General features: G+C 71.3%; 5 protein-coding genes. 3 read left to right on the forward strand and 2 right to left on the reverse strand.

What is annotated here, in order from left to right:
* Positions 1-40: 40 nt before the first annotated feature.
* Complete coding sequence (locus tag BMZ92_RS37960; RefSeq protein ID WP_245782852.1) at positions 41-640, forward strand: cytochrome P450; 600 nt, start codon at positions 41-43, stop codon at positions 638-640.
* Between the two features lies 1 nt (position 641).
* On the opposite strand, the gene BMZ92_RS02945 is transcribed toward BMZ92_RS37960, so the two are convergent.
* Complete coding sequence (locus tag BMZ92_RS02945; protein WP_245782853.1) at positions 642-2192, reverse strand: DUF2235 domain-containing protein; 1551 nt, start codon at positions 2190-2192, stop codon at positions 642-644.
* 341 nt (positions 2193-2533) lie between these two features.
* Between BMZ92_RS02945 and BMZ92_RS02950 the strand changes: the two genes are divergently transcribed.
* Together BMZ92_RS02950 and BMZ92_RS02955 are read left to right on the forward strand one after the other, a co-directional pair.
* Positions 2534-2878, forward strand: coding sequence for a YybH family protein (locus BMZ92_RS02950; protein ID WP_091504071.1), 345 nt, complete (start codon positions 2534-2536; stop codon positions 2876-2878).
* Positions 2879-3106: 228 nt separating this feature from the next.
* Positions 3107-8398, forward strand: a complete 5292-nt coding sequence (locus BMZ92_RS02955) for an RHS repeat-associated core domain-containing protein (protein ID WP_091504072.1) — start codon at positions 3107-3109, stop codon at positions 8396-8398.
* 320 nt (positions 8399-8718) lie between these two features.
* Here the strand turns inward: BMZ92_RS02955 and BMZ92_RS02960 are convergent, their stop codons facing one another.
* Positions 8719-13965, reverse strand: a complete 5247-nt coding sequence (locus tag BMZ92_RS02960; protein ID WP_091504073.1) for an RHS repeat-associated core domain-containing protein — start codon at positions 13963-13965, stop codon at positions 8719-8721.
* Positions 13966-14090: the final 125 nt, after the last annotated feature.

The following is a 14090-nucleotide window of genomic DNA, read 5'->3' on the forward strand; positions in this document are numbered from 1 at the left end:
CCGGGACGGCCGTCGCGAACTCGCGGGCTTCCACGAGCGCGTGGGGGAGCACGTCCGCCACGCCGGGCGGGACAGCCTCGCGGGCTGGTTCACCGACACCCCGTCCACCGGCTGGACGGACCCGACCGGCCAGCTCACCCACTGGCTGTTCGCCCTCGGCGACACCCTCGCCATCAACACCCTGCGCACCCTCGCCGTCGTCGCGCAGCGGCCGGCCGACCGGAGCCGCGCGCTCGCCGACGACCGCTACCGCACCGCGTGCCTGCTCGAAACCATGCGCCTGTGGCCGACAACCACCCTGCTGGCGAGGGAAACCCGCCGCGAGATCCGCTGGCCCGGCGGCGGGCTCGTCCCCGCGGGCACCCAGGTGCTCATCGCCAGTACGTACCAGCACCGCGATCCCGACGGGCTGGAACACCCCGACACCTTCGCCCCGGACGCGGCGGGGTCGCCGCCGTTCGTGCACTTCGGCGGCGGGCGGCAGATCTGCCCCGGGATCTCGCTGGCCGAGCTGACCGGCACCGCGATCCTGCGCGTGGCGCTGGAACACACCCTGGCGGTGACCGCGCCGCGGCTGCCCGAGGACGAGCCGTTGCCGCACATGCTGGACTTCTTCGGCATCCGCGTCGCGGTCGCCTGACTCAGCTGTCCCGGCTCACCGTCAGCGTCACCGTGCCGCGGTTGGTGCCGTAGCGGCCCCACGCGTCGTTGGCGAACGCGTAGCAGTACCCGGGGCTGCGCACCTCGCACCCGGCGCCTGCGCCGATCGCGATCCGCTGGTGCTCGCGCCCGTTCGGGGCGCCGGGGCAGGGGTGGGCGTCGTTCGCCACGTACCCCACCAGCGACATCCACGGCAGGTCCACCTCGCGCGGCGCCAGCGGCGCGTACGCGACGTCCTGTCCCGGGAGGCGCCGGTACCACCGCAGGCCCAGCGCCAGCACGCTGCCCACCACGTGCCGCAGCAGACCGGCGACAGCCCGGCCCTCAGGACCCGACCAGCCCGTGCCGTCGTACCACTGGCCGGAGGCCGAGAAGCGGTAGTGCCCGGGTTCGAGGTACAGCCCGGTGTCGTGCCACAGTTCGTGGGCCGCCACGCCGACGGTCGCGCTTTCCCCGGGGGCGAGCACCTGCGTCGGCCGGTACCGCCCGCCCGTGATGGGTTGCGCGCGCCGCCGCTCGACAGCGGAGGGATCGATCTCGGCGACCTCGGCCGTCACGCGCGGCACGGCCCGCGGCCGGTACTGCAACGCGGCCTCCAGTATGGGCTGCATCAGCGGCTCGACCACGGTGGGCAGGACCCCGAACACCCCGCGGTCGTCGTTGTGCAGCAGTCCCGCCGGGTCGGGGGACAGCGCCTGCACGCTCGCGCGGTGGAAGCCGAGCCCGGCGTGCTTCTCCGCCTCGCCGATCATCCACTGCAGGCCGCGGTCGCTCAGCGCGGTCTCACGGTGCCCGCCGCCGACGTCCATGTGGCTGCCGGGGAACCAGCGTTCCTCGATGTCCTGGCCGGGTTCCGGGGCCACCCAACGGGTCGGGGTGAACGGACGGCGACGCTCGTCGAGGGCGAGTGCGTGCCGCCCGTGTTTGATGCGCGGGTTCAGCTTCATGTCGTGGAACCGGTAGCGATCGGGCGGGTCGAGCAGGTTGAGCCCGGTGAAGTAGCCGGGGACGCCGAGCGAGCCGACGGTGTCCCACACCCCGAGGAAGTCGATGGGGAACTCGCCACCGGAGCGGGGGTCGTAGCGGAACGCCAGCCCTTCGCGCCACTCCGGGGAGTCGTCACGGGCGCGGTAGTGGCGGTACGCCCGGGCGACGAGCTTCCCGGCCTCCGCCGGGGGCCGTTCCCGCAGGTCCACCAGCCCCGAGGCGCCGACGAACCCGGCGAGACTGCGGACGGTGTAGGCGCCCCGGCTGAAACCGACCAAGGCGACGGCGTCGCCAGGGGAGTAGGTGGTGGCGAGCCACTGGTAGGCGGCCATCACGTCGTCGGACAGCCCGCTGCCCAGCGCGCCGCCGAGCATGCGGCGCAGCACCCCGCCGGTGGTGCCGACGCCGGGCTGGTAGCAGGCGAGCTGGCGCCGCCCGGAACTGTCCTGATCGGACAGTGCATTGTAGAACCGGCGGACGTTGGTCACGGACTCCACGTCGGGGTCGCACCAGGTGCCGTCGCAGCAGATGATCAGTCGTCGCACGGGAAACCACCCCTTCCTCGTGCCCATCAGAGCACAGCGGGGCACGCGTGGATACGAGGTCACCGGTTCGGCCCACAGGGGCGTTGGTGGAGGCTGGTGGGCCGGCGAGCGTGACGGGGTGGAATGCAGAGTCTCGTAGTAGCGGCGGAGCCGGGGATTGTTGCGCGCCGTGGCCAGTCGTATCTAGCGGCGGCCACGCTGGGCGGCCTTGTCGGGTGAAGCTCGCCTCCTCGGCCACGGCCACGAAGCACTCGAGCTGCCCTAGCTCCATAACTGTTGCTTCTAGTCGCCAGCAGAACCAGCTCTTGGATTTCTGATTCGAGCCGTCGCACAGTGAGGACATGAACGCGAAAGAACCCGAAGATCTCGCCCGGTTGTTCGTCGAGCGGGCCAACGACCGCGACGCCGCAGGACTCGCCGAGCTGTACGCACCGGACGCCGTGCTGGCCTACCCGCCCGGCGCCACCACCGTGGGGCGGGACGCGATCCGGGCGGTGTTCGAGCAGATGCTGCTCCAGGACATCCGGTTCCGGCTGGAGGACCCGCTGCCCACGCTCCGCTACGGCGACCTCGCGCTGACGGCCACCCGCCCTGCCGACGGCACCGGCGGCCGGGTCCAGGTCGCCCGCCGCCAGCCCGATGGCACGTGGCTCCGCATCCTCGACCGGCCGGAGGCGGGGGACTGACCAGGGCTCACCTTCGTCCTCGTGCCCGGATGCCTGGTGGTTCGAACCCCTCGCCGACCAGCCCCGGAAGGCGCAGGCACCCTGCCGCCACCCTGACCACCCGGAAGGGCAATCCACCACGTCCGCACGGGCAGCAACCCGGCTGAGAGGCAACGGCGCTTCAGAACGAGCGGTCGGAGCGCTGATAACGTCCGGTGGACGCGAAGATCGAGAGGACGAGGTGTTCGCTTGAGCAACCCGCTGGTCGCACAGGAACAAAGCTCCACCAAGGCGTACTCCGGAGTGTCGCTGCTGGAGACCGCCTTCGACCTGGACAGTGCGATCAAGAGCGGGGACTGGGCCGCCGTCGCGCTCGGCGCGGTCGGCACCGCGCTCGACGCCCTCTCCATGGCCATGGACCCCTTCGGCGCGATCCTCGCCGCCGGGGTGGGCTGGCTGATGGAGCACGTCGGCCCGCTCAAGGAAGCGCTCGACGCGCTCGCCGGCAACCCCGACCGCATCAACGCCCACTCCGAGACGTGGGGCAACATCTCCAAGGAACTCGGCGAGATCAGCCAGGACCTCACCAGCCTGGTCGAGGCCGACCTCCAGGGGTGGACCGGTCCCGCCGCCGACACCTACCGCGCACTCGCCGCCGACACCGGCAACCTGCTGACCGCGGCCCAGAAGGGCGCCGACGGCGCTTCCTCGGGCATCAAGACCGCGGGCGAGGTCGTCGCCGCCGTGCGGTCACTGGTGCGCGACATCATCGCGGAACTGATCGGGCACCTGATCAGCTGGGCGCTGCAGGTGCTGTTCACCCTCGGCATCGCCTCGGCGTGGGTCGTGCCGCAGGTGATCGCCGAGGTCGCCAAGGTGGCGTCCAAGATCGCGGACCTGACCAAGCGGCTGGTCAAGGCGCTCAAGGCGCTGGGCGACCTGCTCAAGCAGGCCGGCAAGCTGTTCGGCGACGCCGGCAAGGCCTTCCGCAACCTCAAGGCCGGTGGCAGGTCCACCGCGGGCAAGCCGAGCGACCTCGGCGGCGCCACGAAGAGCGGCCCGAAGGACAACGGCTCCACCACGCCGTCGTCGACCCCGAACACCGACCCCGGCGGCAACACGAGCCCGTCGTCCACCTCCCACGACGGCGCCGGCAACGGCACACCCCACGGCGACCCGGGGCCGGCCCCGAGGTCCGATCCCGGCAGCGACACCACGGGGTCCGGTGGCACGGGCGGCGGGGCCAGGGGCGGTGACGGCACCACCACGTCGTCCGCGACGAAGGGCGGCCAGGACGACGGCTCCCGCATCGCGAACAACAACTCGAATCCCGACGAGCACACGACGCCGAGCGTCAACCGCTGCCTCAACGGTGACCCGATCGACGTCGCCACCGGCGCGGTGCTGCTGGAACAGCAGGACGTCTCGCTGCCCGGCGCGCTGCCGCTCGTCGTCGCCCGCACGCACCTGTCCTCCTACCGCGCGGGCCGCCACTTCGGCCCCACCTGGGCGTCCACCCTGGACGAACGGATCGAGGTCGAGGACGACGGGCTGCACCTGGCGCTCGCCGACGGCACCCTGCTGCGGTACCCCGTCCCGCGCGGGATGGAGCCGGTGCTGCCCGAACGCGGCCCCTACCTGGCCCTGCGCCGCGTGCGGCACGGCTTCATCGTGGGCGACCCGCAGTCCGACCGGATGCGCTACTTCGCCGCCGCTCCCGGGCAGCCGACGCTGCCGCTGCGCGCCGTCGTGGACGGCGCCGGCAACCGGATGGTGCTGCGGTACCGCGCCGGAGTGCCCGCGGCCATCGAGCACTCCGGCGGCTACCGCATCGAGATCGACACCGCCGACGGCCTCGTGACCGCCCTGCGCACCCCGGACTCGCCCGTTCCGCTGGCCGAGTACCGCTACGACTCCGCCCGCAGGCTCGTGGAGGTCACCGACGCGGCCGGCACCCCCCTGAAGTTCAGCTACGACGCCGACGGCAGGCTCCTCCGCTGGGAGGACGTCAACGGCCGCTGGTACCGCTACGGCTACGACTCCCAGGGCCGCTGCGTGCGCGCCCAGGGCACCGACGGCTACCTCGACACGGAACTGGCCTACGACTCCGAAAACCGCGTCACCACCGTCACCGACTCACTCGGCCACGTCACCCGCTACCGGCTGGACGAACGGCTGCGCGTCATCGGGCGGACCGATCCGCTCGGCCACAGCATCAGCATCGACCTCGACCGCTTCGGCCGCGTGCTCGCCGAAACCGACGAACTCGGCCACGTCACGCGCTGGGAGTACGACGAGGTCGGCAACCTCGTGTCGGTCACCCGGCCGGACGGCAGCCGCATGGTCGTCGAATACGACGCTCGCCGCCGGCCCACCGCGGTGACCGGGCCGGACGGCGCCGTGTGGCGCTACGAGTACGACGCGCGCGGCAGCCTCGTCCGCAGCGTCGATCCCACCGGGGCGGCCACCTCCTACACCTACGACCCGCACACCGGCACCATCGACTCGGTGACCGACGCGCTCGGCGGCGTCACGAGGGTCCAGGCCAACGCCGCCGGCCTCCCGGTGGCCATCACGACCCCCGACGGCGCGGTCACCCGCTACGGCTACGACGCGCTGGGCAACACCGCGAGCATCACCGATCCGCTCGGCGGCACCACCACGATGGTCCGCGACGCCGCGGGCAACCTCGTGCAGGCCCGCGACGCCGACGGCGTGGTCGAGCGCTTCACCACCACCGCGCGCGGCAACGCCGAGGAACGGACGGACGCGCGCGGCGGGGTCAGCCGCGTCGAGTTCGCCCAGTTCGACCTGCCCGTCACCGAGAAGCGGCCCGACGGCAGCACCCTGAAGTACGGCTACGACACCGAACTGCGGCTCACCTCGGTCACGAACGAACGCGGCCTGGTGTGGCGCTACGAGTACGACGCCGTGGGCCGCATGGTGGGGGAGACCGACTACAACGGCCGGGTCCTCCGCTACGAGTACGACGCCGTGGGCAGGCTCGTGCGCCGCACCAACGGCGCCGGGCAGACGATCACACTGGAGCGCGACAGCCTCGGGCGCGTCGTCCGGCGCAGCAGCGCGGACGAGGTCGCCGAGTTCGCCTACGACGCCGCCGACCGCATGGTGGTGGCCCGCAACGAGCACAGCGAAGTCCGGTTCACCTACGACGCGCTCGGCCGCGTGCTGTCGGAGTCGATCAACGGGCGCGTCGTGTACTCCCGCTACGACCGGCTCGGCCGCCGCACCAGCCGTCGCACCCCCTCGGGCGCGGAGTCGGTGTTCGGCTACGACACCGAGGGCCGTCCGACGGCACTCACCACCGCCGGACGCACCCTGCGCTTCACCTACGACGCCGCCGGCCGCGAGACCCTGCGCACGCTCGTCACCGCCGCCGGCCCGGTGGCCGAACTGCGGCAGACCTGGACCCCCACCGGCCAGCTGGCCGCGCAGACCGTGGTCCGCGGCACCGACACCGTGCAACGGCGCGAGTACGGTTACCTGCCCGACGGCTACCTCGGCACGGTGTCCGACCTGATCTCCGGGCCCCGCACGCTCGACGTGGACCCCAACGGCCGCGTCCGTGCCGTGCGCGGCGCACGCTGGCAGGAGAGCTACGACTACGACGTGACGGGTGCGCTCACCCGTGCGGGCTGGCCCGGTTCCCCGGAGGCGCACGGCCCGCGTTCCTACACCGGGACACTGCTCACCGCCGCCGGTGCCACCGCCTACACCCACGACGCCGAAGGCCGCGTCGTCGCCCGCGAACGGGGTGGGCGGCGCTGGACGTACGAGTGGAGCGCGGAGAACCGGCTGGTCGGGGTCCGCACCCCGGACGGCGCGGTCTGGCGCTACCGCTACGACGCTCTCGGCCGCCGCATCGCCAAGCAACGCCTGGACGACACCGGCACCGTCGTCGAGCAGGTCGAGTTCGCCTGGGACGGGCAGCTGCCCGCGGAACAGGTGCACAGCGGTCACGGCAAGCCGCTGGTCGCTACGGTGTGGGAGTGGGCGCCCGACAGCGAACTGCTGCTCACGCAGCTCGAACGGGTTCTCGGCGGCCCGGGGCCTGAACGGTTCCACGCCGTTGTCGCCGACCTCGTCGGCAGCCCGTCGGAGCTGCTCGACGAGACCGGCGCGCTGGCCGGGCACCAGCACACCGCGCTGTGGGGGCCGGTGATCTCGGCCGGGGGAGCGGCCGGTACTCCGTTGCGGTTCCCGGGCCAGTACCATGATCCCGAGACCGGGCTGCACTACAACCGGCACCGGTACTACGACCCGGAAACGGGTCGCTTCCTCTCGCACGACCCGCTGGGGCTGACGCCGGACCCGGACTCGCTGGCCTACGTCGGCAACCCGACCGCGATGATCGACCCGCTGGGGCTGGCCAAGGTCGCGCCGCCGTGCTCGGCGGGCGGTTCCGGGGGAGGGAAGAAGCCGGACCGGTTCCACCCGTACCAGAAGCCCGCCGACTCGGCCGCCGGGAAACCGGGGAAGAAGCGCAAGTACCCGGAAAGCACGTACGGCGACAAGGACGCCGAGCGGAAGCGCCTGGAGAACAAGTACAGCAGCAAGATCAACGGGAACAAGACGCACCAGTCGGAGCACGTGGCCGGCTACGACATCCTGGCCGACAACGGTGGCGCGAAGGGCTCGCGCGGGGACAAGGAAAACAAGCCGCTGGAGAACAACGCCTACGCCTACTTCGAGGACTGGGCCAACCACCGGTACCACCCGGGTACCGGCAAGGGTCCGGCCGCGCACGAGTCCGGGTGGTCCAAGGGCGGCGTCGAAGAGGGGCCGAACACGAGCCCCGGTGACCTGTCCTACCGGGAACGCCTGGGTTCCTACCGGCACGACCAGCGCACCGCGATCGAGAACAACGACCCGAGCACCGCGATCCAGCTCAACCAGCTCGGTTACGCGCACCAGCAGGCTTTCCAGACGCCGGAGACGCTGGACAAGTACACGCACCCGCACAGCTTCTCCGAGCGCGTCTACCACGGGGACGACCCCAACCACGTCCACTTCGCGGGGGACCCGGAGAAGAACCTGGACCCGCATCCGTTGTACGACAAGGAAAAGGCCGACTTCGCCAAGAGGGAGCAGGAGCGCAGGGACGCCATCGACGCCAACCCGAACCACCCGGACCGCGCGGCACTGGAGTACGAGCGGTTGCGGATGCGGATGGCCGACGACTCGTACCACAAGATGATCGACGACATGCGCGAGAGCGGCGAGGGCATCCGGTACAACCCGCGCCCGGGCCAGCCGGTCCCGACGGGCGGGCACGAGGTGCCGGTCAGCGGGGGCGGCAACCACGTGACCACGAGGCCGATCGACGACCTGGACGCGTTCGAACTGCACGAGGCGCGCAACGCGGCGCGCACGGGCCAGTGGCCCGGCGACGACGTCTGGCAGCGGTACTACAAGGACCCGACCCCGGAGGACTGGGCGAAGCTCGAGCGCGGCGACTTCGACCCGCCGCAGCTGTCGCCGATCTCGCCGGGGAGCCCGATGGACCTCGATTTCTCCTGAGGACGGCCTGAGCCGACGTGGCTCACGGGCTGGCGCGAGGCCGCTGGGTTAGTGACGTGCTCGAACCCAGCGGCCTCGTCCGTGACCCAGTCCAGGAGGCGGTGACTGAGGTTCGCGCCTGCGGCCCGGCGGCTCATCGTCCCCGGGGACGGGCCGATCATGCCTACTTAACATAATGTACATTATCGGCGCTTGGGGCGCGCCGCTGTGAGAGGGGTGGCCGAGCACGGTCACCAGTGCTCGGCCGCCGCTGTGCCGCACAGGCGATCGAACTGCGGCGTCCGATCGCGAACCCCATCAGACGCCGGACGCGAACCGCCTCAGTCCAGATCCATCCAGTCGCGGGTGGCCCGTTGCTCGGCGATCAGCCGCTCCTGGTGCTCGCGCATCTTCGCCGCCGCGTCCTTCGCGTCCGGGTCCTGGATCGGCGTGGGCTTGTCGTCGAACGTGCGGCCGAGCTCCCTGTCGAGGTAGGTGTCGCGCTTGTCGTTGAGGTACTTCTCCATCTGGTCCTTCGGGATGGGGCCGTCCCGCACCATGTCGCGGGCCGTGTGCATCCCGAGCGCGTCGTCCTTGGTGATCTCGGGTGTGAACCGGAAGCCGCCCTGGCCGTCGCTGAACTCGATCTTCTTCCCCACCATGTTGTCGACCATGTGGTGGTACGAGTCGTCGGCGACGTTGCCCTGCGTGGTGCCCTTGGTGGGCCGGAAGCTGTCGGACGTGGGCACTTCCTTGAGCTTGTCCGGGTCCTGGGAATCCCTCGCGTAGAGCTTCTCCGGCTCGTTGGGCGTGCTGCCGTCGGCCTTGTAGCTGGGGTTGTCCACCATCTCCGGCTTGTAGTGCTGGTGGGCGTAGGTCAGCTGGTTGAGCTGCACGGCGTCACCGGCGTTGCCCGGTGTGTTGTGCCCGGGGGCGTTGTTGCCCGCCAGGAGGTTCCGCTGCGACTCGCGGTACTCGTCGGCGTTCATGTTGGAGCCGTCACGGTCGGTCTTCGTACCGGTGCCGATGTTGGCGCGGTGCGAGTCGTAGGACTCCTGGTACGCGGGCGCGTTGTCCTCCAGGCGCCGCGCATGCTTCATGTTGGCCTTTTCGGCCGGGGTCGCGTCGTTGGGGCGCTTGCCGGCGTCCTTGTCCTTCTTGATCTGCTGGGCGTGCGCGTTGGCGCGCTGGAAGTCGTCACCGCCGATCGCCTTGTAGCCGATCGGGTGCTCGGACTCGTGGGTCTTGCCGCTGACGAGCCCGTCAGGGTCCTTCCAGTCCGGGTCGTTCTTGATGTCGTTCTGGAACTTCTGCCAGGTACGCGCCTGCTCGTTCTGCGTCTTGCCGTACGTCCCGTCGGACTTGTCCGGGTTGCCCCTCGGCTTCTTCGTCCCGAACGGGTTGATCTTCTGTACCGCGTTCTTGACCTTCTGCTTCGCGTTGCCGTACGGACTGGGCCTCGCCTGGGCCTTCTTGCACGGCGTCGTGGTGGCGGCCTTCGGCATCAGGCCCAGCGGGTCGACCAGCGCCGTCGGGTTGAGCACGTAGGCCTGCGAATCCGGTCCGGGGTCCAGCCCCAGCGGGTCGTGTGACAGGTAGCGGCCGACCTCGGGGTCGTAGTAGCGGTGCACGTTGTAGTGCAGCCCGGTCTCCGCGTCGAAGTACTGGCCGGGGAAACGCAGCGGCGTGGTGGCGCGGCCAGGGGCGGACACGACCTTGCCCCACAGCGTCGCCCGTAGGTGCCACGCGACGGCGCCGGACTCGTCGAGCAGTTCGGTCGGGGTGCCTACCAGATCGGTGATGATCGCGTGGAACCGCTCGTCCGTCGTGCCCAGCACGCGCTCGGTCTGGGTCAGCGCCCTTCCGGTGTCGGGGTCCCACTCCCACACCGTCGCCACCTGCGGGCGCCCGGGTCCACTGTGGACCTGTTCGGCGAGCGTATCGCCGTCCCACGCGAACAGGACCTGCTTCGCCACCCGGCCGTCGCGGGCCAGTCGCTGTTTGGCGACGCGGCGGCCCAGCGCGTCGTAGCGGTAACGCCAGCGCTCACCGTTGGGCGTGACGACGAACGTCAGCCGGCTGTCGGCATTCCACCCGAACTGCCAGTGCGGGCCGTCCGGGCCGGCGCCGCGGCGCGTGGCGCGGCCTTCGGGGTCGTAGGCGAAGCGCAGCCGCCCGGCGGACGCCAGCAGCGTGCCGCGGTACTCGCGCGGCGCCGGGCCCGGCTCCCCCGGTGTCTGCGCGTGCGAGATCACGCCGGAGAGGTGGTAGGCGTAGTTCTCCTGCCAGCCGGGGCCCGTCACCGCGCGGACGCGGCCCGTGCGGTCGACGTCGAGGGTGCGGGGGCCGGAGATCGCGTCGAACACCGACCTCAGGTAGCCGTCGGCGAGGTAGGCGTATTCGCGGCGCTGCAGCGTGCGGCTGCCCGCGACGACCGTCTGCGCGGTCAGCTCCCCCGCCGGGCTCCAGGCCTGGCGCAGTTCGGTGCCCGCGAAGCGGCGCACCCGTTCCCGGCCGGCGAGGTCGCGTTCGAAGCGGATGGTGCGGCCGCCGGTGTGCAGCGCGGTGAGCGACCCGGTGGGGTCGTACTCGAAGCGGGATTCGGCGCCGGACGGGGTGTGGCGCGCGATCCGCCGGCCCAGTGCGTCGTACGCCGACCGCACCGGCCTGCCGTTGATGGTCTCGGCGACCACGCGGCCGACCGCGTCGTGGGTGAAGGTGACCTCGGCGTCGGCGTTGCGCGCGGCGACCATCTTCCCGGCCACGTCGTAGGTGAACGTCGTGACGTCGTTCCCCGTCACGCGGCGGACCACCCGGCCCATCGCGTCGCGCTCCAGCACGGTGGTCTCCCCCGCGCCGTTGGTGCTCTCGACCAGCCGGCCCGCCGCGTCGTACCGGTAGCGCAGGGTGCGGCCGTTGAAGTCGGTCTCGCTGATCAGGTTCCCGGCGGGGTCGTAGTGGTAGCGCCACACGAAGCCCTGTTCGTTGGTCATCGCGACCAGGCGCAGCTCGGTGTCGTAGGTGTAGGTGACCCGCTCGCCGTTCGGGCCGGTTTCGGCGACCGGCAGGTCGAAGTGGGCGAACTCGACGCGGCTGGCGTTGCCGAGCGCGTCGATGCTCTCCTCGACGTTGCCGACCGGGGTGGACCGCCAGCGCAGGGCCGCGCCGTCCGGGCCGACCAGCTCGGCCAGTTCGTCCGGGGTCGCCCACGAGTAGCGGGTCACGCCGCCCAGCTCGTCGGTCATCGAGGTCGGGCGGCCGAGCGAGTCGTAGGTGTAGCGCGTGACCGCGCCGTTCTCGTCCGTCACGACCAGCGGCCGGCCCGCGGCGTCGGACTCGATGCGCCTGACGCCGCCGAGCGGGTCGGTGATCACGGCGACGTTGCCGCGCTCGTCGTAGGCGTAGGTGGTCCGTGCGCCGAGCGGGTCGACCACCGCGACGAGCTTGCCGCGCTCGTCGTAGGAGTAACGCCACGTCGCGCCGTCCGGCGTGATGAGGGCCGACGGCCTGCCGAGCTCGTTGTACTCGGTCAGGGTGCGGGTGCCGTCCGGGGCGGTCACGGCGACAACGCGGCCGGCCTCGTTCCGTTCGTAGCGGGTCCGCCCGCCCAGCGGGTCGGTGCGCGTGAGGAGGCGGTCGTGCCGGTCGTAGGAGAACGTCGTGGTGTTGCCGAGCGGGTCGGTCTCCGCGATCACGTTCAGCCGGGTGTCGAGCTGGTACCGGCGCACCGCCCCGAGCGAGTCGGTGACGGTGGTGACGAGGTTTTCCCGGTCGTAGTCGAGGGTGCAGTCGAGGTAGCCGTCCGTGCCGGCGGCCCGCACGACCCGGCCCTCGCCGTTGAACTGGTAGGTGTACCAGCGTCCGTTGACGTCCTCCCAGCGGACGATCCGGCCCTCGGCGTCGTAGGTGAACCAGGTCGGGGTGCCCGTGTCGTTGACGATCCTGGTGAGGCGGGCGCGCTCGTCGTAGGTGTAGCTGGCGAGGACGGTGCCTTCGGGGGTGCGCAGCGCCGTGATGAGGCCGTTCTCGTTGTCGAGCAGGAGCCTGGTGCCCGAGGAGTGCACGAGCTCGGCGGGGACGCCGTCCGCGCCGGGCAGGATGTCGATGCGGTTGCCGTCGCCGTCGATGATTGTGCGGAGCGGGTGGACGCCGTCCGGGGACGCCTCGAAGAACAGCGTCCGCTGCTCGTCGGGGTGCTCGACGAGGTAGCCGTCCTCGACCGCGCGCAGCGGACGGGCCGGCCCGCCGTCCGGGAGCACGGGCGATCCCATCGGGACGGGGTAGCGCTGGATGCTGCCGTCGGCGAGCGCGACGTGCAGCCCGTCTTCGGCGACCTCGAGCCGCTGGTCCACAGTGGACGCCCAGGAGGGGCCGAAGAAGCGCCCGGCGCGGTAGGAGGAGATGTGCGCGCGGGAGAACTCCAGCGGCAGGGCACCGTCGACCCGCAGATCGGTCTGGGTCAGCATCATCCAGCCGGTCGCGACGTCGATCGGGTCACCGCAGTCGGGGCGTTTCTCGACCGGTTTCTTGTTCTCGTTGAGGTTCTGGTTGTTTTCGCTGAGGCTCTTCGAGTTGTCGCCGTTTTTGCCGGTGCCGGCCGGGTTCGTGTTGCCGTTGCTCCCGGGGTTGCCCCGCGTGGTGTTGCCGTTGCCGTTCGACGCGCTGGAGGTGTCCGTGGCGTCGGTGTCGCCCTTGGAGCCGGAGCCGGTGCCCTCGCTGCTGCCGCCCTTCCCGCCCGGGGGTGGCGCGGAATCGGTGGTGCTGGACGGCGTTGTCGCGCCGCTCTTCGAGGTGCCGCCGAGGTCGCTGGGCTTGCCGGGGGTGGTCTTGCTGCCCGGCTTGAGGTTCCGGAACGCCTTGCCGGCGTTCCCGAACATCTCGCTCGCCTGCTTGAGCAGCTTCCCCAGCGCCTGCAACGCCTTGACGACCCGCTTGGTCAGGTCGGCGATCTTGGACGCGACCTTCGCGACGGCGGCGACGACCTGCGGCACGACCCACGCCGAGGCGATGCCGAGGGTGAACAGCACCTGCAGCGCCCAGCTGATCAGGTGCCCGATGAGCTCGGCGATGATGTCGCGCACCAGTGACCGCACCGCGGCGACGACCTCGCCCGCGGTCTTGATGCCCGAGGAAGCGCCGTCCGCGCCCTTCTCCGCCGCCTCCAGCAGGTTCCCGGTGTCCGCCGCCCGTGCGCGGTAGCTGTCGGCCGCCGGCCCGGTCCACGACTGGAGGTCGGCGTCGACGGCGTTCTTCAGCTCGGTCTGGATGTCCCCGAGCTCCTTGGCGACGTTGGCCCAGGTCTCGGAGTGCGCCGTGATCTTGTCGGGGTTGCCGGCGAGCGCGTCGAGCGCTTCCTTGAGCGGGCCGACGTGCTCCATCAGCCAGCCGACGCCTGCGGCGAGGATGGCGCCGAACGGGTCCATCGCCATGGACAGCGCGTCGAGTGCGGTGCCCACCGCGCCGAGCGCCACCGCGGCCCAGTCCCCGCTCTTGATCGCGTTGTCCAGGTCGAAGGCCGTCTCCAGTATCGAGACACCGGAGTAGGCCTTCGTCGAACTCTGCTCCTGCGCCACCAGCGGGTTGCTCACGCGACTACCACGTCCTCTTCTGTCCCCCCGGCCCTCGCCGGTCGCGCCATTCGACGACGAAAATCTCGCACCGTTGCGTCAGGGGGCCGATGTTGCCCGAAGAGGTCGGTGACACTGCCCGTTCG

This window comes from Amycolatopsis sacchari (genome assembly GCF_900114035.1).
In the GTDB taxonomy this organism is placed as follows: domain Bacteria; phylum Actinomycetota; class Actinomycetes; order Mycobacteriales; family Pseudonocardiaceae; genus Amycolatopsis_E; species Amycolatopsis_E sacchari.